The organism is Alkalilacustris brevis (assembly GCF_003350345.1).
In the GTDB taxonomy this organism is placed as follows: domain Bacteria; phylum Pseudomonadota; class Alphaproteobacteria; order Rhodobacterales; family Rhodobacteraceae; genus Alkalilacustris; species Alkalilacustris brevis.
The window spans coordinates 89,655-110,067 of record NZ_QNVJ01000054.1; the positions used below are offsets into that span (position 1 = coordinate 89,655).

At 67.2% G+C, this 20,413-nt stretch carries 17 protein-coding genes; 11 read left to right on the plus strand and 6 right to left on the minus strand.

Annotated features, from left to right (window positions below):
* Positions 1 to 34: 34 nt before the first annotated feature.
* A complete protein-coding gene (dxs, locus tag DQ229_RS08235) occupies positions 35 to 1,963 on the plus strand; it encodes a 1-deoxy-D-xylulose-5-phosphate synthase (protein ID WP_114965789.1) in 1,929 nt (642 codons plus the stop codon).
* Positions 1,964 to 2,007: 44 nt separating this feature from the next.
* Here the strand turns inward: dxs and DQ229_RS08240 are convergent, their stop codons facing one another.
* A complete protein-coding gene (locus DQ229_RS08240) occupies positions 2,008 to 4,287 on the minus strand; it encodes an NADP-dependent malic enzyme (RefSeq protein WP_114965790.1) in 2,280 nt (759 codons plus the stop codon).
* Between the two features lie 157 nt (positions 4,288 to 4,444).
* Here DQ229_RS08240 and DQ229_RS08245 point away from each other — a divergent pair, with 157 nt between their 5' ends.
* From DQ229_RS08245 to DQ229_RS08265, 5 genes are all read left to right on the plus strand, one after another.
* The gene (locus DQ229_RS08245; protein WP_162300803.1) at positions 4,445 to 4,837 is read left to right on the plus strand and encodes a cytidine deaminase; all 393 of its coding nucleotides are present in this window, start codon (positions 4,445 to 4,447) and stop codon (positions 4,835 to 4,837) included.
* A gap of 1 nt (position 4,838) precedes the next feature.
* Entirely contained in the window at positions 4,839 to 6,041 is a 1,203-nt protein-coding gene (locus DQ229_RS08250) for a phosphopentomutase (RefSeq protein ID WP_114965792.1), read from the plus strand.
* Complete coding sequence (locus DQ229_RS08255) at positions 6,041 to 7,030, plus strand: adenosine deaminase (protein WP_114965856.1); 990 nt, start codon at positions 6,041 to 6,043, stop codon at positions 7,028 to 7,030. Before DQ229_RS08250 ends, DQ229_RS08255 begins: the two co-directional genes overlap by 1 nt.
* Positions 7,023 to 7,652 (plus strand): uracil phosphoribosyltransferase, encoded by a 630-nt coding sequence (gene upp / locus DQ229_RS08260; protein WP_114965793.1) that lies wholly within the window; start codon positions 7,023 to 7,025, stop codon positions 7,650 to 7,652. The genes DQ229_RS08255 and upp overlap by 8 nt, the downstream gene beginning before the upstream one ends.
* Before the next feature lie 98 nt (positions 7,653 to 7,750).
* Entirely contained in the window at positions 7,751 to 8,824 is a 1,074-nt protein-coding gene (locus DQ229_RS08265; protein WP_114965794.1) for an SPOR domain-containing protein, read from the plus strand.
* Positions 8,825 to 9,092: 268 nt separating this feature from the next.
* On the opposite strand, the gene DQ229_RS08270 is transcribed toward DQ229_RS08265, so the two are convergent.
* Positions 9,093 to 10,115, minus strand: coding sequence for a M48 family metalloprotease (locus DQ229_RS08270; RefSeq protein WP_114965795.1), 1,023 nt, complete (start codon positions 10,113 to 10,115; stop codon positions 9,093 to 9,095).
* Between the two features lie 162 nt (positions 10,116 to 10,277).
* Here DQ229_RS08270 and DQ229_RS08275 point away from each other — a divergent pair, with 162 nt between their 5' ends.
* Positions 10,278 to 10,928 (plus strand): sulfotransferase family 2 domain-containing protein, encoded by a 651-nt coding sequence (locus tag DQ229_RS08275; protein ID WP_114965796.1) that lies wholly within the window; start codon positions 10,278 to 10,280, stop codon positions 10,926 to 10,928.
* On the opposite strand, the gene DQ229_RS08280 is transcribed toward DQ229_RS08275, so the two are convergent.
* The 4 genes from DQ229_RS08280 to DQ229_RS08295 form a co-directional block, all read right to left on the minus strand.
* The gene (locus DQ229_RS08280) at positions 10,925 to 13,102 is read right to left on the minus strand and encodes a 3-hydroxyacyl-CoA dehydrogenase NAD-binding domain-containing protein (RefSeq protein ID WP_114965797.1); all 2,178 of its coding nucleotides are present in this window, start codon (positions 13,100 to 13,102) and stop codon (positions 10,925 to 10,927) included. The genes DQ229_RS08275 and DQ229_RS08280 overlap by 4 nt on opposite strands.
* 48 nt (positions 13,103 to 13,150) lie before the next feature.
* Positions 13,151 to 14,362 (minus strand): acetyl-CoA C-acetyltransferase, encoded by a 1,212-nt coding sequence (locus tag DQ229_RS08285; protein WP_114965798.1) that lies wholly within the window; start codon positions 14,360 to 14,362, stop codon positions 13,151 to 13,153.
* 23 nt (positions 14,363 to 14,385) lie between these two features.
* Positions 14,386 to 14,598: a hypothetical protein gene (locus DQ229_RS08290; protein ID WP_114965799.1), complete on the minus strand. Its 213-nt coding sequence runs from the start codon at positions 14,596 to 14,598 to the stop codon at positions 14,386 to 14,388.
* A 119-nt stretch (positions 14,599 to 14,717) separates the two neighbouring features.
* Positions 14,718 to 15,161, minus strand: a complete 444-nt coding sequence (locus DQ229_RS08295; protein ID WP_238381003.1) for a MerR family transcriptional regulator — start codon at positions 15,159 to 15,161, stop codon at positions 14,718 to 14,720.
* A gap of 305 nt (positions 15,162 to 15,466) precedes the next feature.
* On the opposite strand from DQ229_RS08295, the gene DQ229_RS08305 reads away from it, so the two are divergent.
* From DQ229_RS08305 to DQ229_RS08320, 4 genes are read left to right on the plus strand one after another with little or no spacing between them, the layout of a single operon-like run.
* Complete coding sequence (locus DQ229_RS08305) at positions 15,467 to 15,928, plus strand: PaaI family thioesterase (RefSeq protein ID WP_114965802.1); 462 nt, start codon at positions 15,467 to 15,469, stop codon at positions 15,926 to 15,928.
* On the plus strand, positions 15,925 to 16,434 hold the full coding sequence (locus tag DQ229_RS08310) for a PaaI family thioesterase (RefSeq protein ID WP_114965803.1): 510 nt from the start codon (positions 15,925 to 15,927) through the stop codon (positions 16,432 to 16,434). The genes DQ229_RS08305 and DQ229_RS08310 overlap by 4 nt, the downstream gene beginning before the upstream one ends.
* Positions 16,427 to 17,788: an MATE family efflux transporter gene (locus DQ229_RS08315; RefSeq protein ID WP_114965804.1), complete on the plus strand. Its 1,362-nt coding sequence runs from the start codon at positions 16,427 to 16,429 to the stop codon at positions 17,786 to 17,788. The genes DQ229_RS08310 and DQ229_RS08315 overlap by 8 nt, the downstream gene beginning before the upstream one ends.
* 56 nt (positions 17,789 to 17,844) lie before the next feature.
* Positions 17,845 to 20,403 carry a heavy metal translocating P-type ATPase gene (locus tag DQ229_RS08320; RefSeq protein ID WP_114965805.1) on the plus strand — a complete coding sequence of 853 codons (2,559 nt, stop codon included), beginning with the start codon at positions 17,845 to 17,847 and terminating at the stop codon, positions 20,401 to 20,403.
* Positions 20,404 to 20,413: the final 10 nt, after the last annotated feature.

Below are 20,413 nucleotides of genomic sequence, written 5' to 3' on the forward strand. Positions count from 1 at the left end.
GCATGATGGCCGGCTGGGCGGAGGAGCCAGGGCCATGAGTGACAGACCGGACACGCCGCTGCTCGACAAGGTCAGAACCCCGGCCGACATGAAGGATCTGTCCGACCGGCAGTTGCACCAGCTTGCCGACGAGCTGCGCGCCGAGACAATCAGCGCTGTGTCGGAAACCGGCGGGCACCTGGGCGCGGGGCTGGGCGTGATCGAGTTGACCGTGGCGCTGCATGCAGTGTTCGACGCGCCGCGTGACAAGATCATCTGGGATGTCAGCCACCAGAGCTATCCGCACAAGATCCTGACCGGCCGGCGCGACCGCATCCGCACCCTGCGCCAGCAGGGAGGGCTTTCGGGTTTCACCAAGCGCAGCGAGTCGCCCTATGACCCGTTCGGCGCGGCGCATAGCTCGACCTCGATCTCGGCGGCGCTGGGCTTTGCGGTGGCGCGCGATTTGGGCGGCGCACCCGAACACGGGCTGGGCGACGCCATCGCGGTGATCGGCGACGGCGCCCTGAGCGCCGGCATGGCCTATGAGGCGATGAACAACGCAGGCTTCCTGCGCAAGCGGCTGATTGTGATCCTCAACGACAACGAAATGTCCATCGCCCCGCCGGTGGGCGCAATGTCATCCTATCTGTCGCGCCTTTACGCGGGCGCCCCGTTCCAGGATCTGCGCGCTGCGGCCAAGGGCGCGCTGGGCCTCTTGCCGCCGCCGTTTCAGGAAGGTGCCAAGCGTGCGCGCGAGCTGTTCAAGCACATGACGGTAGGCGGCACCCTGTTCGAGGAGCTGGGCTTTCGCTATCTCGGCCCCATCGACGGGCATGACATGGATCAGCTTCTGCCGATCCTGCGCATGGTGAAAGAGCGCGCAACCGGGCCAGTGCTGATTCATGCCATCACCCAAAAGGGCAAGGGCTATCGCCCCGCCGAGGGCGCGCCGGATCGCGGCCATGCCACGGCAAAGTTCGATGTGGTCACCGGCAAGCAGAAAAAGGCACCCTCGAACGCGCCCGCTTACACCGGTGTCTTCGCCCGCAGCCTGCTTGCGCAGGCCGAGCGCGACGAAAAGATCGTCGCGGTCACCGCCGCGATGCCCGATGGCACCGGGCTGAACCTTTTTGCCGAACGGTTCCCGCGCCGCTGTTTCGATGTGGGCATTGCCGAACAGCACGCCGTGACCTTCAGCGCAGGGATGGCCGCCGGGGGCCTGCGGCCCTTCTGCGCGCTTTACTCGACATTCCTGCAGCGCGGCTATGACCAGGTGGTGCATGACGTTGCGATCCAGCGCCTGCCGGTTCGCTTTGCCATTGATCGGGCCGGCCTGGTCGGGGCCGACGGGGCGACCCATGCGGGCAGCTTCGATGTGGCCTTTCTGGCCAATCTGCCCGGTTTTGTGGTCATGGCCGCCGCCGACGAGGCCGAGCTTGTGCACATGGTCGCCACCGCCGCCGCGCATGACACGGGCCCGATTGCCTTTCGCTTTCCGCGGGGCGAGGGCGTGGGCGTCGAGATGCCCGAGCGTGGCGTGCCGCTCGAGATCGGCAAGGGCCGGATGATCCGCGAGGGCAAGCGCGTGGCGATCCTGTCTTTTGGCGCGCGGCTGGCCGAGGTGCAGGCCGCCTGCGAGCGGCTGCAGGCGCGCGGCATCTCGCCCAGCGTGGCGGATGCGCGTTTCGCCAAGCCGCTGGACCGCGACCTGATCCTGCGTCTGGCTTCCGATCACGAGGCTCTGATCACCATCGAAGAGGGCGCGATTGGCGGTTTCGGCAGCCATGTCGCGCAGCTTCTGGCCGACGAGGGTGTGTTTGACGTGGGGCTGAAATTCCGCTCGGTGGTGCTGCCTGACGAATTCATCGACCAGGCCAACCCGCGCGACATGTATGCGGTGGCCGCGATGAACGCCGAAGACATTGAGCGCCGCGTGCTGTCGGTGCTGGGTGTGGCTGACATGGGCGCGCGGCGGGCGTAACGGCGCGCGCCCCAACCGCCGGGGCCGCGCCGCAGGCTGTGGGGTCAGCCGTAATGCGCCACCGGGGTGCCGGCGATGGCCGACATGTTCAGCAGCCCGCGCGGGGTGATCGAGGGGGTGACCACATGGGCGCGGTTGCCCATCCCCATCAGGATCGGCCCGACCTCGAGCCCCCCGGCGCGCATTTTCAGCATGTTGCGGATGCCGCTTGCCGTGTCTGCGCTGGCGAAGACCAGCACATTGGCCGCGCCGCCGAAGCGCGAATGCGGAAAGATCCGCGCGCGCAAATCGGGGTCGAGCGCGGCATCGACCGACATTTCGCCCTCATAGTCGAAATCGGGCGAATTGGCATCGAGGATCGCCATGGCCTCGCGCATCCGGCGCCCCGACTCGGTATCGAGATTGCCGAACTGCGAATGCGAACACAGCGCCACCTTGGGCACGACCCCGAAACGCTTGGCATGACGGGCCGCGCCGATGGCTGTTTCGGCGATCTGCAGCGGTGTCGGCTCGGGGTGGACCTGGGTGTCGGCCAGGAAAAGGTTGCCTTCGGATTGCAGGATCAGGCTGAGCGCGCCCACCGGGCGCAGCTTTTCGGTGGTCAGGAGTTGGGTGACATATTTCAGATGCCACAGGAACTGCCCGAAAGTGCCGCAGATCAGGCTGTCGGCTTCGCCGCGATGCACCATCACGGCGCCGATGGCGGTGGTGTTGGTGCGCATGACCGCGCGGGCGATGTCGGGGGTGACGCCGCGGCGCTCCATCAACTGGTGGTAGGTCTCCCAGTAGTCGCGATAGCGCGGATCGTCCTCGGGGTTGACCAGTTCGAAATCGCGGTTCGGGCGGATCGGCAGCCCCGCGCGCTCGCAGCGTGTGGCGACGACGTCGGGGCGCCCGATCAGGATCGGGACTTCGGTGGTTTCCTCGAGGATCGCATTGGCCGCGCGCAGGACGCGCTCGTCCTCGCCCTCGGCAAAGACGATGCGGCGGCTGGCCTGCCGTGCGGCGTCGAATACCGGGCGCATGATCAGCGCGGTGCGGAACACGGATGCGTCCAGCTTGCTGCGATACTGTTCCAAGTTTTCGATCGGCCGGGCCGCCACGCCCGACTCCATTGCCGCCTGGGCGACGGCAGTGGCCACCACCCCCATCAGCCGCGGGTCAAACGCCTTGGGGATCAGGTAATCGGGGCCGAAGGTCATCGCCTCGCCCTGATAGGCTGCGGCGGCCTCGGCGCTGGTGGCGCTGCGGGCAAGCTGGGCGATCCCGTCGATGCAGGCCAGTTGCATCGCGTCATTGATTTCGGACGCGCCGACATCGAGCGCGCCGCGAAAGATGAACGGAAAGCACAGCACATTATTGACCTGGTTGGGAAAATCCGACCGCCCCGTGGCGATGATCGCATCGGGCGCCACGCTGCGTGCCAGGTCGGGCATGATCTCGGGCGCGGGGTTGGCCAGGGCAAAGATGATCGGCTGCGCGTTCATGCGCTTGACCATCTCGGGGGTCAGCACATTGGGCCCGGACAGGCCGAGGAACAGGTCGGCCCCGTCGATCACCTCGTCGAGGTCGCGCTTGTCGCTGGCTTGCGCATAGGCGGCCTTTTGCGGATTCATGTCGATCTCGCGGCCCTCGTGGACCAGTCCGTGAATGTCGCACAGCCAGACGTTCTCGCGCTGCACGCCCAGCTTGAGCAGCATGTTCAGGCAGGCAATGCCCGCCGCGCCGCCGCCGGTCGAGACGATCTTGATATCCTCGAACCGCTTGCCGGCGACATGCAGCGCGTTGGTCGCCGCCGCTCCCACGACGATGGCGGTGCCGTGCTGGTCGTCGTGAAAGACGGGGATGTTCATGCGCTCGCGGCAGATGCGCTCGACGATGAAGCAGTCGGGCGCCTTGATGTCTTCCAGGTTGATGGCGCCGAAGGTGGGCTCGAGCGCGCAGATGATCTCGGCCAATTTCTCGGGGTCGGATTCCTCCAGTTCGATGTCGAAGCAGTCGATATTGGCAAAGCGCTTGAACAGCACCGCCTTGCCTTCCATCACTGGTTTGGACGCCAGTCCGCCGATATTGCCAAGCCCCAGCACCGCCGAGCCGTTCGACACCACCCCCACAAGGTTGCCGCGCGAGGTAAAGCGCGCCGCGTTGGCGGGGTCGGCCTTGATTTCGAGGCAGGCTTCGGCAACGCCGGGGGAATAGGCCCGCGCCAGGTCGCGACCGGTGGCCAGCGGCTTGGTTGCGCGGACCTCCAGCTTGCCGGGGCGGGGAAATTCGTGATAATCGAGCGCGAGTTGTCGTGCCGTTTCCTGCCTTGCATCGCTCATTTTCGTGTCCCCCTTGATCTGTCGATCCGGTCTTAGCCCATCGCGGCATGGCGTGAAATAGCTTCGCGTGCCGGATTGGCCCCATGAGTGGCGCGCCGGCTTGAAACCGGCGATGTCACAGCGCAAGGTTGCGCTGCAACAACCGAAGGCTCGCCTCATGTCGCTATTGGATGCCGCCCGCGCGGTCAGGGATCTGGCCCATGCGCCTTATTCCGGCTTTCCCGTCGGGGCGGCGCTGCGCAGCGAAAGCGGTGCAGTCTTTGTGGGCTGCAATGTCGAGAATGTCGCCTCGCCCGAGGGCACCTGTGCCGAAACCGGCGCAATCACCGCCATGGTCGCGGCGGGACAGCGCCGGATCCTTGAGATCTGCATCATCGCCGACAGCCCTGTGCCGATCACGCCCTGCGGCGGCTGCCGCCAGCGCATTGCCGAATTTGCCGGGCCGGACACGCCCGTTATCATGGCCACCCTGAGCGGCCAGATCGAACGGGCCACGCTGGGCGAGTTGCTGCCAGGCGCGTTCTCGCCCCGCCATCGCGGGCGCGGCTGAGATGCCGCGCGCCTTCCTGGTGGTGATGGATTCGGTGGGCTGCGGCGGTGCGCCCGATGCCGTCGAATACGGCGATGCCGGGGCCAATACGCTGGGCCATATCGCGCAGGCCTGTGCCGAGGGCCGCGCCGAAGAGGGCCGCAGCGGGCCGCTGCACATGCCCCGGCTCGATGCGCTGGGCCTCGGTGCGGCGACCGCGCTGGCCTCGGGTCTGCGGGCGCCGGGGTTAGGGGCCGTGCCGCAGGGCCTGTGGGGGGCGGCCACCGAAGTGTCGCGCGGCAAGGACACGCCCTCGGGCCATTGGGAACTGGCCGGCGCGCCAGTGCCCTGGGAATGGCACCGTTTTCCCATCACCCGCCCGGCCTTTCCCGACGATCTGGTGGCGCGGGTCTGTGCGCTGGCGGGCACCGATGGCATCCTGGGAAATTGTCATGCGGCCGGCATTCCCATCGTGCAGGAACTGGGCGCCGAGCATCTGCGCACCGGCTGGCCGATCTGCTACACATCCGTCGACAGTGTGTTTCAGATCGCCGCGCATGAACAGGCCTTCGGGCTGCAGCGGCTGTGGGACCTTTGCGCGGCACTGGCACCGCAACTGCACGCGATGCGGGTGGGGCGTGTCATTGCGCGGCCCTTCACCGGCACGGCTGCGACGGGCTTTGCCCGCACCCATAACCGGCGTGATTTCGCCATGCCGCCGCCCGCACTCACGCTGTGCGATCACGTCCAGGCGGCGGGCGGGGCGGTGCATGCAGTGGGCAAGGTGGGTGACATATTCTCGGGCCGCGGGATCGATCACCACCACAAAGGCCGCTCGGATGCCGATCTGGCCGAAACCCTGCTGCAACTGGCCGATACCGCCGAGGATGGTGCGCTGGTCTTCGCCAATTTCGTGGAGTTCGATTCGCTTTACGGCCACACCCGCGATGTGGCCGGTTATGCGCGCGCGCTGGAATGGTTCGATACCCGCGCAGGCGCCTTGATCGATGCACTGCGGCCCGGCGATCTGGCCATTTTCACCGCCGATCACGGCAATGACCCCAGTTTTCGCGGCACTGATCACACCCGCGAGCGCGTCCCGGTGCTTGCGGCGGGCGCCGGGGTGGGGCAGATCGGGCTTTGCGCTTTCACCGATGTGGGCGCCAGCGTGGCGGCGCATCTGGGCGTTGCACTGTCGGGGCCGGGAAGGAGTTTTCTGCAATGATGCGCGATCTGCCCAAGGTCGAGCTTCACCTGCATCTCGAAGGTGCGGCGCCGCCCGATCTGGTCCGGCGCATCGCTGCTGAACACCAGATCACCCTCGCGCGGGTGTTCGACGAGGCCGGACGCTATGCCTTTGACGATTTCGAAGGCTTCCTGCGGATATACGAGGCCGCCACCAGCGTGTTGCGAACCCCCGAGGATTACTATCGCCTGACCGAGGCCATGCTTGAGGCCCGCGCCGAAGATGGCGTGATCTATGCCGAATGTTTCATCGCGCCCGATTTTTGCGGCGGCGGTGATCTGGGTGCCTGGCGCGAGTACCTTGCCGCCATCCGCGAGGCCGCCGAGAACGCCGAGCACCGCCACGGCATCACCCTGCGCGGCATCGCCACCGCCATCCGCCATTTCGGCCCCGACAAGGCCCGGCGCGCGGCCCTTTGCGCCGCTGAAACTGCGGGCGACTGGCTGGTGGGCTTTGGCATGGGCGGCGGCGAGACGCGCGGTGCCTTGCGCGATTTCGCCTGGGGCTTCGACTGCGCGCGCGAGGCCGGGCTGGGCCTGACCGTTCATGCCGGCGAATGGGTCGGGCCGCAAAGCGTGCGCGCGGCGCTTGCTGATCTGCGCGTGGCCCGGATCGGTCATGGCGTGCGCGCCGTCGAAGACCCCGCGTTGGTGGAAACCCTGGCCGAGACGGGCACCGTGCTTGAGGTCTGCCCCGGCTCAAACATCGCGCTGGGCCTTTATCGCGACTGGGCTGCGCATCCTGTCGCGCGACTGGCCGAGGCGGGCGTTGCGATCACCCTTTCCACCGATGATCCGCCGTTCTTTCGCACAAGCCTGAGCCTTGAGTATCAGCGCCTTGCCGATGCCTTCGGCTGGGGGGCTGACCGTTTCCTTGAAATCAACCGGACGGCCGCCCGCGCGGCCTTTTGCGATGCCACCACGCGGGAGCGCATCCTGCAAAGACTGGAGACCCCTGACCATGGATAACCTGACCGTCGTGCGCCACCCGCTGGTGCAACACAAGTTGACCCTGATGCGCGAAAAGGCGACCTCGACCGCCGTTTTCCGTCAGCTTCTGCGCGAGATCAGCAATTTGCTGGCCTATGAGATCACCCGCGAGCAGGAAATGACCACCCGCCGCATCGAAACCCCGATGTGCGAAATGGACGCGCCCGTTCTGGCGGGCCGCAAGATGGCGCTGGTGTCGATCCTGCGCGCGGGCAACGGGCTGCTCGATGGCATTCTCGAACTCATTCCCTCGGCGCGGGTCGGCTTTGTCGGGCTTTACCGCGACGAAGAGACGCTCAAGCCCGTGCAGTATTACTACAAGGTGCCGTCCGATCTGGGCGAGCGGCTGGTGATCGTGGTCGATCCCATGTTGGCCACGGGCAATTCCTCGGCGGCGGCGATCGACCTGCTGAAGCAGTCGGGCGCACGCAACATCCGCTTTCTGTGCCTTCTGGCCGCACCCGAAGGCGTGCGCCGCATGGCCGAAGCGCACCCTGACGTGCCGGTCGTGACCGCCGCACTTGACGAAAAGCTCAACGAGCAGGGCTATATCGTTCCGGGCCTTGGGGATGCTGGCGACCGGATGTACGGCACCCGGTAGGCGCGCTGAGTTGCGGGCATTCGGGGCTGCGGCCTGACCCCTTTACTAAAGCGCGCTCAAACGTCATGCTTTTGCCTGAATTGCCACGGGGGAAAGTGATGTTCGGACGAATTTTCGGCTTCGCCGCGCTGGCGGCTGCGACGACTGCCATGGCCGCCAATGCGCAGAGCGGGCGTGATCCTTATGTTCCGGCCGAGTTGCCGCCAAGCTCCTTCACCGGTGTGCAGTATGTTGACAGCACGGGCTGCGCCTTCATCCGTGCAGGCTTTGGCGGGCAGCTGAACTGGGTGCCGCGCTTCGACAAGGATCGCAACCCGATCTGCGGGCTTGTGCCCACCGTGCAGATGGCTGGCGCGCCCGACGAGAGAGTAGCGCCTGTGCCGGACGAGGCGCCTGCCACCACGGCGGCGGCCGATCCCGTGCCCGCTCCTGCACCGGCCGCGCCTGCCCGGCAGCCCACACCGCGGGCTGCGGCTGCGCCGGCCCCCGCGCTCGAGGCTCCGGCACCTGCGCCGGCAAAGGCCGCGCCGCTTCACGTGGCCGAAGGGGCGGTTGACCATTGCCCGAATTACGACCCGGTCGGACGCGAGCAGTCGCGCACCGGCGCCACACCCGTGCGCTGCGGGCCGCAGGCCGAGCACCCCGTTGACGGGCAGCCGAGTGTTGGCCCGGGCAGCCCCCTGCGCGTTTCGCAGGGAGTTGCGCCAAGGCCGATCCCTGAAGGCTATCGGCCCGCCTGGAACGATGACCGGCTTAACCCGCATCGCGGCCCGCGCACCGCCGCGGGGGACGCGCAGATGCGCCGCGTCTGGACCGATACCGTGCCCGCGCAGCTTGTCGAAAACCCGGCTGCCACCCGGCCCTATACGGCCAGCGTTTCTACACGCAGCCCTTCGGCCACGGTGCCGGTGCCCGAGGCGCCCGTGCGCACCGAAGCCTCGGTCCCGGGCAGTTATGTGCAGGTGGGCAGCTTCGGTGTGCCCGATAACGCGCGCGGCACGGCGGAGCGTTTCAAGGCGATGGGCTTGCCTGTGGCGACCAGACAGATGCGCGCGGGCGGCCAGACCCTTCAGGTGGTTTCCATCGGCCCGCTTGCGGCGCAGGGCGATCTGAACTCGGCACTTCAGGCTGCGCGCCAGGCGGGTTTCGCAGATGCGTTTATCCGCCGTTAGGGCGTTATCGGGGTTTGCGGAAGGGAAACGCCAGAAACATTTTCGCGGAATAAAGGGCCGCAGGCCCGCCGCGCCATCGACAGGCCGCCCCTCCGGCCTGTCGATTTGGCAGGCGCAGGCGCATTTTTTGCATGTCTTGCGGGTTTGCCGGGATAAAGCGCTCCGTTCCGCTGTCCGGATCGACAGCCCGCGGCCTTTCGATGGCGCGGCTTGGCGCACCATTTAACCGGCGGCCAAGGGGTGTGAGGCCATTCCTCCCGCCAAATGCTCAGCCGCCACAGACCCCTTGCAGGCTGACCCAATCTCCGTCGCTTAGCAGCGTGGGGGGGGATGCGTTGCGGTAGGGGTCGGCCTCGATCAGGCGCAGCGTGGATTCGCCTGAGGGGTCGAGCGCATAGGCAAAGGGCGTGGAGGCGACCCCCGCTGCCTCGAACCGGGCAAGCAGGGTGTCATGGTCGGGCGTGACGGTGGGGGCGGCCAGCCGTGTGCTGCCGTGTCCGCGCAGGGCGCCTTCGGGCAGATCGCCGGTGGTCAGAAGCACGACCACGGCGCGCAGACCCGCGGCCTGCAGGGCCGCTCGCAGGGGCGCATCGGTTTCGGCCTGCATCCGTGCGGCAAGGATATGCCCGGCGGCGATTTCGGGCGTGTCGTGGTTGTCGATTGCCGATTGCGCAAGCAGGATGGTGCCACCCGGCAGGGCCAGCCCGCCCGAAAGCGCGCCTTCGCCCAGAACGGCAATGCGTGGCGCGCGCGGGCCAAGCAGCCGCTCCTGCAGCCGGTTGAGCGCGCGCAGCCCGGCGGGCGCGGCGCAGATCTCGTACCCTTCGCGCCGCAGATCGGCGAGGATGACCTGATCGATCTCCGCCCGCTTTGCCTGGGGCAGCACCGACGAGGCATGGCGGATCACCGCGTCAGGCAGCGAAAAGGCGAAGAAGAGCAACAGGAACGCCGGTATTCCCAGTGAAAGCACCACCCGCAACCGCAGCAGCCCCTGCCGCCCCCGGCGCAGGCTGTGCTGCACGGTTTCCAGTGCCTCGATCATTGCCGGCTCGTTCAGTTCCAGCGTCTCGGCCGCGTCGATGTCAGGGCTGAACACGGCGGGTATCGTGCCGGGGTTGCGGCGGCGGACCGCTGGCAGCGACCAATGCGCCAGCGGCGTTTCGCTGCGGCTGTCGGATAGCACGAGCGAGGCCTCGCCAAGCGAAACGATGACATCGCGCCGCTGATCCCCGGGCGAGGCCCGCCAGAGGCCGGGGCATTCCAGCTTTGCGTATTTCTTGAGCGCCGTCATTGGGCGATCCGGCCCTGCCCGTTTGCCGTGAAACCGCGCCTGCCGCGGCTTTTGCCGCAGGATACCCCAGCGCGCCGCGCGTCACAATCGCTGCTTGCGTGCCTGTGCGCCGCGCGCAATGCTGATGACGACGCGCCGCGATGACCAGGGAGGGGCAGGGCGATGATCATTTCGCCGGGCCGCGGGTATGTTTTCGTGCATATCCCGAAAACAGGCGGAACCGCGGTGGCGTTGGCGCTGGAGGCACGGGCGAAAGCCGATGACATCCTGATCGGCGACACGCCCAAGGCGCAGCGGCGCCGCCACCGCCTGAAAGGGGTGCGTACCGCCGGGCGCTTGTGGAAGCATTCGGCCCTGGCTGATATCGAAGGGCTGGTCACGCGCGAGGTCCTTGGCGGCATGTTCATCTTTTCTATCGTGCGCAACCCCTGGGACAGGATGGTCAGCTACTATTGCTGGCTGCGTGACCAAGGCTTCGATCACCCGGCGGTGCGGCTGGCGCAATCGTGCGATTTTCCGGCATTCCTGGCGCATCCGATGACCGGGGCCGCGCAGCGCGCCAACCCCTATGTCAGCTACCTGTGCGACGGCGCCGGGCGGGAACATTGCGACCTCTGGCTGCGGTTCGAGCACCTGCAGGACGATTTGCGCCAGGTCGAGGCCCGGCTGGGCCTGCGCCTGCCGCCGCTTGAGCGGGTCAATCAATCCAACCGCCCGCGCGATTACCGCAGCTACTACAGCGTGGCAGATGCCGAGCGGATCGCCGAGTTGTGCCAGGTGGATATCGCGCGCTTTGGGTATTCCTTCGGTTAGGCGGCGCCTTGCCCCGCCAATGGTGCGTGAAACTGCCGCCCGTCGCGGGCCATGTCATGCAGAAGTTTCGGCGGGGTGAAGCGCGGGCCGTGGGTGGCCTGCAATGTCTCGCTTCGGGCCAGTGCCGTGTCGATCCCCTGCATGTCGAGCCACGAGAACGGCCCCCCCGACCACGGCGCGAACCCCCAGCCCAGCACCGCGCCAAGGTTACCTTCGCGGATGTCTTCAAGCACGCCATCCTCCAGCGCGCGCACGGCTTCCAGTGCCTGCACGAACAGGAGCCGGTCCTTAACCTCTGCCAGGTCGGGGTCCACCCGTGCCCCTCCGGCCAGTTCTGCAAGCCCCGGCCAAAGGCCCTGCCGTTTGCCGCGCGTGTCATAGTCGTAAAAGCCTGCGCCCGCCTTGCGCCCGGCGCGGCCTGCGTCGAGCATGGCGGACAGGATGCGATCCGCGGCTGCGTCCGGGTAGCGTGCCCCCATTGCCGCGCGGGTTGCGCGGGCGATGCCCGCAGCCAGCTCGATGGACACTTCATCGAGCAGTTGCAGCGGCCCCACAGGCATCCCTGTCAGCCGGGCGGCGTTCTCGATCAGGGCAGGCGCCACCCCTTCATCCAGCAGCCGCAACCCTTCGTGGAGATAGGGAATGATGCAGCGGTTGGCATAGAAGAACCGCGCATCGCGCACCAGGATCGGCGTCTTGCCGATCTGCCCTGCGAAGTCGAGCGCCCGCGCCACCGCAGCGTCGCCGCTTTCTCCGGCCCGGATCACCTCGATCAGGAGCATCTTTTCCACGGGCGAGAAGAAATGCAGCCCCAGGAATCGCCCCGGCCGCTGCAAGGCGCGCGCCAGATCGGTGATCGGCAGGGTTGAGGTGTTGCTGGCGATCACGCAGTCAGGCCCGGCGGCCGCCTCGGCCTGTGCCAGCACACGCGCCTTCAGGCCGGGGTCTTCGGGCACGGCCTCGATGATCAGATCGCAATCGGCGAGCGCGGTGTAATCGGTGCCGGGGGTGATCCGGTCCTGCACGGCCTCGGCGGCCCCCGGATTGAGGCTGCCGCGTCTTGCCGCCTGTTCGGTCAGCCGCGCCGAGGCTGCCTTGCCGCGCTCTGCCGCTTCCGCGTCGGCATCCAGAAGCGCCACCTCGACACCGGCGCGCGCCGCGACATGGGCGATGCCTGCGCCCATCATTCCCGCGCCGAGCACACCAAGCCGTTTTACGGGTTTGCCGACGGGGTGCGTGGCGGGGCGGCGCGCGCCTTTCTCGATGGCCTGCTTGTCCAGAAACAGCGTGCGGATCATCGCCTCGGCACTGGGGTGGAGCAGGGTGTTGACGAACCAGCGCGCCTCGATCCTGAGTGCGGTGTCGAAAGGCACCAGCGCGCCTTCGTAGATTGCGCTGAGGGCTGCGCGCGCCGCTGGATACACACCTTGCGTGCGTCCGTTCACCATGGCTGCCGCCCCGGCGAAAAGCTCGAACCCCTCGCGAGAATACGGCCCGCCGCCGGGAATGCGGTGGCGCTTGCGGTCCCAGGGCTTGGTGATTTCGTCGGGCCCGGCGGCAAGCACCCAGTCGCGGGCTGTTTCAAGCACCGCCTCGGGCGGGGTAAGGTCATCGACCACGCCCAGGGATTTCACGGCCCTCGGCGGCAGCATCCCGCCCTCCAGCAGTAACGGCGCGGCGGCAAGCAGCCCCAGCTTTCGCACCAGTCGCGTGGTGCCCCCGGCGCCCGGAAACAGGCCCACCTTTATTTCCGGCAGGCCGATGCGCGCCTCGGCACGGTCGGCGGCGATGATGTGGTGACAGGCAAGCGCAAGCTCGAGCCCGATGCCCGCAGTGGTGCCAGGCAGCGCAGCGGCAACGGGCTTTTCCGCTTGTTCGATTCGGCGAAAGAGCCGGTGAATGCGCATCAGCCCCTCGAACAGCCCCTGCGCGGGAAAGCCGCCGGCCTGCTGCCTGAGCGCGACCAGCGCGCCAAGGTCCATGCCGCCCGCGAAATCCGGCTTGCCGCTGGTGATCACGACGCCTTTGGCCTCTGGTTCGTCCAGCGCAATGCCGATCAGCGCATCGAGGTCTTCAAGCCCGGCCAGCGTCATCACGTTCATCGAGCGCGCGGCCATGTCCCAGGTGATGACGGCCACGCCATCCTTGCCAAGGCGATAGTGGAAATCGCTCATGGCGCGTCTTTCACGACAGGGGGGCGAACAGTGGCAATCCGCATGGCCCTATACCCTTTCGATTACCGTGGCCGCACCCATGCCGGTGGCGACACACAGCACCGCAAGCCCCGTGGCGGCATCGCGGCGTTCAAGTTCATCGAGCAACGTGCCGAGGATCATCGTGCCGGTCGCCCCCAGCGGGTGGCCCATCGCGATGGCACCGCCATTCACGTTGACCCGTTCGGGGTCAGCCCCGAAAGCCTGAAGAAAATGCAGAACCACGGCTGAGAATGCCTCGTTCACCTCGAAAAGGTCGATGTCCCCGATTTCCATGCCTGCTGCCTCCAGCGCGCGGCGGGTGGCGGGAACGGGGCCGGTCAGCATTATGGTGGGGTCGGTGCCGACGCGGGCGGTGGCGCGGATGCGCGCGCGCGGGCGCAGACCGTAGCGTTCGCCAAAGGCCCGCGTGCCGATCAGCATTCCCGCCGCACCATCGGTGATACCGCTGGAATTGCCCGCGTGATGCACATGGTTCACCCGCTCAAGCTGCGGATAGCGCATCAGGGCAACCGCGTCGAAGCCCGGCATCCCCTCGCCCTGCTCGCGGAAGGCGGGTTTGAGCGCGGCCAGCGCCGCCATGTCGGTTTCCGGGCGCATATGTTCATCGCGATCAAGGATCATCAGCCCGTTAATGTCGCGCACCGGAACGACCGATTTGTGAAAGCGCCCGTCTTCCCAGGCCGCTGCCGCGCGCTGCTGCGATTGCACGGCATAGGCATCGACATCCTCGCGGCCGAACCCGTGCAGGGTGGCGATCAGGTCGGCGGCGATGCCTTGCGGGACAAGGCACTTTTCCATCGCAAGCGTTGGATCGACGGCAATGGCCGCCCCGTCCGAGCCGATCGGAACGCGGCTGAGCATCTCGACCCCGCCGGCGACATAGGCCTCGCCCAGACCGGCGCGCAGTTGTGCGGCAGCCAGGTTCACCGCCTCGAGCCCGCTGGCGCAGAAGCGGTTGATCGAAAGCCCTGGCACCGTATCGGCAAAACCCGAGGCCAGCGCGGCGCTGCGCGCAAGGCAGCCGCCCTGTTCGCCCACCTGCGTGGCGTTGCCCCAGATCACGTCTTCGATGGCGTCGGGGGCAATTTCGCACCGGTTGCGCAGCGCATCCAGCACCAGCGCCGAAAGTCGCAGCGCCGTCACCTCGTGCAGGCCGCCGTCGGCCCGCCCCCTGCCGCGCGGGGTGCGCACCGAGTCAAAGATATAGGCGTCGCTCATGCCCGAAACTCCCGTGCCCCCGGTCAGCGTTTGCGCGCGGCTAGTTCGCTGTTGAACAGCCGCAACCGGTGGGTGAGATTTTCGTGATGGGTTATGGAATCGAAGTTCTCGAACAGGAAGGACAGCGCTTCGCCCTCGTCCAGCCCGGCATCATGGGCAAAGCGGCGTAGCCGGCGATAGCCGTCTTCGGTCATCGCGACGGGAAAGCGGCGGGTCAGACGCAGACGTTTCGGCATTGGGCCCTCGCGTCGGAAAATCCTGCGCCCAGCCTAGAGCAATTTGGAGTGATGTGGAATCACCTGACGACTCGGAAATTGCGCCGCGCCCGTTCTTGCGTTTGGCCGTGCCGGCGCGTTCAGCCCACTGCGTGTCTTACGCGGGCGGCCTCCAGGTCGCCCTTTTCCAGAACATCGGTGGCCCAGGCCAATTCCGACTTCAATTCGGTGATGGCCTCGTCCAGCTCGGCGCGCTGCCGTTCCATGTCGGACAGGCGCTCAAGCGCCAGTTCGCGGGTGCGCCGCAATTGCGTCAGCTCACGGTCGTCGCGGCGGTAAAGCTCAAGCAACTCGCGGATTTCCTCGAGCGAGAAGCCAAAGCGCTTGCCCCGCAGGATCAGCTTCATCCTTGCGCGGTCACGTTTCGTGTACAGCCGCTTCTGGCCCTCGCGCAGCGGCGCGATCAACTCCTTCGCTTCGTAAAAGCGCAAGGTGCGGGGTGTCACATCGAAGCGGTCGCACATTTCGCGGATGGTCAGAAGCTTTTGCGAACAGGTCGGCGTCATCTGGCTCAGTCGGGTCATGTCGGATCGTCTGTTTTACTTTGAGTTTTCGGGCCTGCATCTGCTCCTGAGGGTCGCGAGAGGCAAGCAAAGTTTACCTGATGGTCAAAATGACGCAGCGTCATGGGGCAAGGCAAGAAGTTTTTTGATCATTTTTCCCTCCGGCGCTCCATACCCGTTTTTGCGCGGGGCGGTGCCTCTGGCGTTGCCGCCTGTAAAACCGGGCGGAATGCCGGGGTGCCCCTGCCCGTGATCTGCCCGGCCGAAATCGGCCTTGCGCCCATTTGCCGCAACGGCGAAGACTGTGGCGGAAAGGGGATGCACCGATGAGCCCGAAAGGTACCCGCGATGACAGCGCATTACGCATGGCCCGCGAATTTCTCGATACCCTGCCCTACGCGCGTGCGCTGGGGATGCGGCTTGATGCCATCGGGGAGGGGAAGGCCACCATGTCGATGCCCTATGATTTGCGCTTTGTGGGCGATCCTGACAGCGGGGTCATTCATGGCGGGGCGGTTTCGGCGCTGATGGATACCTCGGGCGGCGCCGCGGTGCTGAGCGTGCCGGGCGTGCATGCGGCCGCGACGCTCGATCTGCGCATCGATTACATGCGCCCGGCCACGCCGGGGCAGCGCATTACCGCGCGGGCCGAATGCTATCATGTCACCCGCTCGGTCGTGTTCGTGCGTGCGGTGGCCACTGACGAAGACGCCGCGCGCCCGGTTGCCAGCGCCACGGGGGCCTTCACCGCCGAACGCGATCTGCCCGCCACGGTGCCTGCATCATGAGCGCCCCGGCCGCAGACCCCCAGCGCATGGAATTGCGCCGCGACGCGCTTCTGGGAACGCTGGCCGGGCGCGTGCCCTTTCTGGATTTCCTGGGCGTTCGGCTTGATCGGCATGGCGATGAGCTGACCTTGGTGCTGCCGTTCTCGGGTAAGCTGATCGGCAACCCCATGGTGCCGGCGCTGCATGGCGGGGCGACGGCCGCACTTCTGGAAATCAGCGCGCTGTTGGAACTGTCTCGAACCCTGATCTGGGCAGATCTGGAAACGCTGCCCGCAACCGGAACCGAAGGCGGCGGCGACAGCCTGCCGCCCTTGCCGCGCACCATTGATTTCAGCATCGACTATCTGCGCGCCGGCCAGCCCGCCGATGCCTGTGCGCGGGCTTTCGTGATCCGGGCCGGGCGGCGTTATGCCTCGGTGCGGGCCGAGGCCTGGCAGGAAAGTCGCGCAAAACCCTTCGCGCAGGCGACGGTGCATTTCCTCATGCCAGGGCGCAAGGATGGCTGAGCGCGCGCAATCCCCCATCGGCCCGCTGACGCATCGGCGGGTGCTGAACATCGCCATCCCCATCGTGCTGGCCAATGCCACCGTGCCGATCCTGGGCGCAGTCGATACCGGCGTGGTGGGGCAGCTTGGCAGTGCCGCAGCCATCGGCGCCGTGGGGATCGGGGCGATCGTCATCACCTCGGTCTACTGGATTTTCGCCTTTCTGCGCATGGGCACGACAGGGCTGGTGGCACAGGCGCGCGGGGCGCGCGACCCGGCGGAAACGGGCGCGATCCTGATGCGGGCACTGATGATCGCCTTCGTCGCCGGGTTTACGCTGATCTTGCTGCAGGTGCCGATCATTGGCGGTGCGTTCCTCATGGCCCCGGCCAGTGCCGAGGTCGAGGACCTGGCGCGCAGCTATCTGACGATCCGCATCTGGGGCGCGCCTGCCACCATCGGGCTGTTCGCGGTGACCGGTTGGCTGATCGCCACCGAGCGCACGCGCGCCGTGCTGGGGCTGCAACTGTGGATCAACGGGCTGAACATCACGCTCGATCTGTGGTTCGTGCTGGGGCTGGGCTGGGGCGTGCCCGGCGTCGCCATCGCCACGCTGATCGCCGAGATCTCGGGCCTGATGATCGGGCTGTGGCTGTGCCGCGCGGCCTTTGCGGGCAATGCCTGGCGCGACTGGCCGCGGGTGTTCGACCGCGCGCGGCTCAAGCGGATGATGCGGGTGAACAACGACATCATGATCCGCACCATCCTGCTCAAGATCAGCTTCATCAGCTTTGTATTCATCGCTGCCGGTTTCGGCGATGTGACGCTGGCCTCGAACCAGGTGCTGCTGCAATTCCTGCACATCAGTTCGCACGCGCTCGATGGTTTTGCCTTTGCCGCCGAGGCGCTGGTGGGGCAGGCGGCGGGGGCGCGGTCGGTCCGCTCGCTGCGCCGGGCCGCCTGGCTTTCGAGCTTGTGGGGCCTGGTGATGGCAGGGGGGCTTTCGCTGGCTTACTTGGCGGGTGGGCCGTGGGTCATCGATCTGATGGCGAAAGAACCCGGCGTGCAGGCGGAGGCGCGCATTTTTCTGCCCTGGGTCGTCGCCGCGACGATGGTTAGCCTGCCAGCCTACATGCTGGATGGCATCTTCATCGGCGCGACCGAAACCCGCGCCATGCGCATCACCATGCTGATCGCGGCCATCGCCTATGGCGTGACAGTGATGGTGCTGATCCCCTTTGTCGAAAACTACGGGTTATGGGCGGGGGTTCTGGTGCTGAATGCGGTGCGGGCCGTGGGGTTGGGTCTCTACTATCCCGGGCTCGAGCACCGGATCGCCCATGAAGAGGCACATGCGTCCCGCGCAGGGGCTTGACCTTCCAGTAGCTGGAAGGCCCATATCCCTGCAGATCGGCAGGGGCAAAGAAGCACATGAACACTAGTAACGCATCAAATTCGGGTGAAGCGATCACCTTCCAGATCGACGGCATGACCTGTGGCGGTTGCGTAGGCAGGGTTGAGCGGGCGGTCGCGACTATTCCTGACGCAGGCAGGGTTTCCGCCAATCTTGCGGCCAAGACGCTGCGTGTCGAAGGGGCCGAGCCCGGCGCCGTCATCGCGGCGCTGCGCAAAGCGGGCTATCCGCCCGCCGAAGGCGACCTGACCCTTGAAATCGAGGGAATGCACTGCGGCTCCTGCGTGGGCCGGGTCGAAGCCGCGCTGATGGCCGTGCCGGGCGTGGTGCAGGCCAGTGTAAACCTTGCCGCCGAAACCGCGCAGATACGCCACGTGATCGGCGTGGCCGACCCTTCCGCCCTGATCGAAGCCGTGCGCGAAGCGGGCTATGCCGCGCGCCTTCGTGACAGCGGCGATACCGGCGCAGAAGGCGCAGCCGCAAGCACCGGCGCCCGCCGCGAGGCCGAGATTGCAACCCTGCGTCGCGCCACCTGGCTGGCGGTGGCGCTGACTCTGCCGGTTTTCGTGCTGGAAATGGGGCATCACCTGATCCCCGCCTTCGGTCAGTGGATTCACGAAACCATCGGGATGCAGGCCAACCGGGTGATCCAGTTCGTGCTGACCACCGCGGTGCTGTTCGGACCGGGGCTGCGGTTTTACAGGGCGGGCTTCCCGGCGCTTCTGCGTGGTGCACCCGACATGAACGCCCTGGTGGCCATCGGCACCGGCGCGGCCTGGGGGTATTCGGTGGTGGCCACCTTCCTGCCGGGGCTTCTGCCCGAAGGCACGCGCAACATCTATTACGAGGCGGCGGCGGTGATCGTCACGCTGATCTTGCTGGGGCGCTGGCTTGAGGCGCGCGCCAAGGGCCGCACCGGGGCCGCCATCGAAAAGCTGATGGGGCTGCGCGCCCGCAGCGCGACGGTGGAGCGCGACGGCAAGCTGCACGAAGTGCCGGTCGACCAGATCCAGCCCGGCGATGTCCTGCGTCTGCGCCCCGGCGAGAAGGTCGCCGTCGATGGCGAGGTGATTTCGGGCCGCTCATGGGTCGACGAGAGCATGATCACGGGCGAGCCGGTGCCGGCGGAAAAGGCCGAATGCGCGCGGCTGGTGGGCGGCACGGTGAACGGCACCGGCAGCCTGAGCTATCGCGCCGTGGCCGTGGGGGCCGATACGGTGCTGGCCCAGATCATCCGCATGGTCGAAGAAGCCCAGGGCGCCAAACTGCCAATCCAGGCACTGGTGGATCGCGTCACGCTCTATTTCGTCCCGGCGGTCATGGCCGTGGCCGTTGTCACGGTGGCGGTCTGGCTGGCGATTGGCCCCGATCCCGCGCTGACCATGGCGCTGGTGGCGGGGGTCTCGGTGCTGATCATCGCCTGCCCCTGCGCGATGGGGCTGGCCACGCCCACCTCGATCATGGTGGGCACCGGCCGCGCGGCTGAGATGGGCGTCCTGTTTCGCCGGGGCGATGCGTTGCAGGCGCTGGATCGGGTTTCAGTGGTGGCCTTCGACAAGACTGGCACGCTCACCCGTGGCCGCCCGGAACTGACCGACCTCGACCCTGCCGAAGGGTTCGAGGCCAATGCCGTGCTGCGGCTGGTCGCGGCGGTCGAGGCGCGCTCCGAGCATCCCATCGCCCAGGCGATCCTGCGCGGGGCCGAGGCACGCGGCATCGACTGGCCCGAGGTCGAAGCGTTCGACGCGCGCACCGGCATGGGTGTCGCCGCCACGGTCGAAGGGCGCGCGCTGCGCATCGGTGCGGCCCGTTTCATGGCGCAGGAGGGGGTTGAGGTTGCGCCGCTGGAGGCCCGCGCCCACGCGCTGGCAAAGACCGGGCGCACGCCGCTCTTTGCTGCCATCGACGGGCAGCTTGCCGCTGTGATCGGGGTGTCCGACCCGCTCAAACCTTCTACTGCGCCGGCGATTGCGGCACTCAAGGCCCGCGGGCTGCGGGTGGCGATGATTACCGGCGATGCGCGTGCCACCGCCGAGCACATCGCGGCCGAGCTGGGCATCGACACTGTCGAGGCCGAAGTGATGCCCGACGGCAAGGTCGAGACGCTGCGCAAACTTCGCGGGCAAGGCAAGGTCGCCTTTGTGGGCGACGGCATCAACGATGCGCCCGCGCTGGCCGAGGCCGATGTGGGCATTGCCATCGGCAGCGGCACCGACATCGCGATCGAAAGCGCCGATGTGGTTCTGATGTCGGGCGATCTGGGTGGTGTCGTCAACGCGCTCGAGGTCAGCCGCCGCACCATGCGCAATATCCGGCAGAACCTGGGCTGGGCTTTCGGCTATAATACCGCGCTGATTCCGGTGGCAGCCGGGGTGCTTTACCCGGTGGCGGGCGTGCTGCTGTCGCCGATGCTGGCGGCCGGGGCGATGGCCGCATCGAGTGTCTGCGTGCTGACCAATGCGTTGCGCCTGCGCCGCCTGCGCCCGGTTCTGGCTGCGCAGGCGACCGCTGCGGCAGCATCGGAGCCGCCGCGCGAAATGCCGGCCGCGCGCGGTGCTCCGGCCCCGGCGCAATAATGCACAGGCA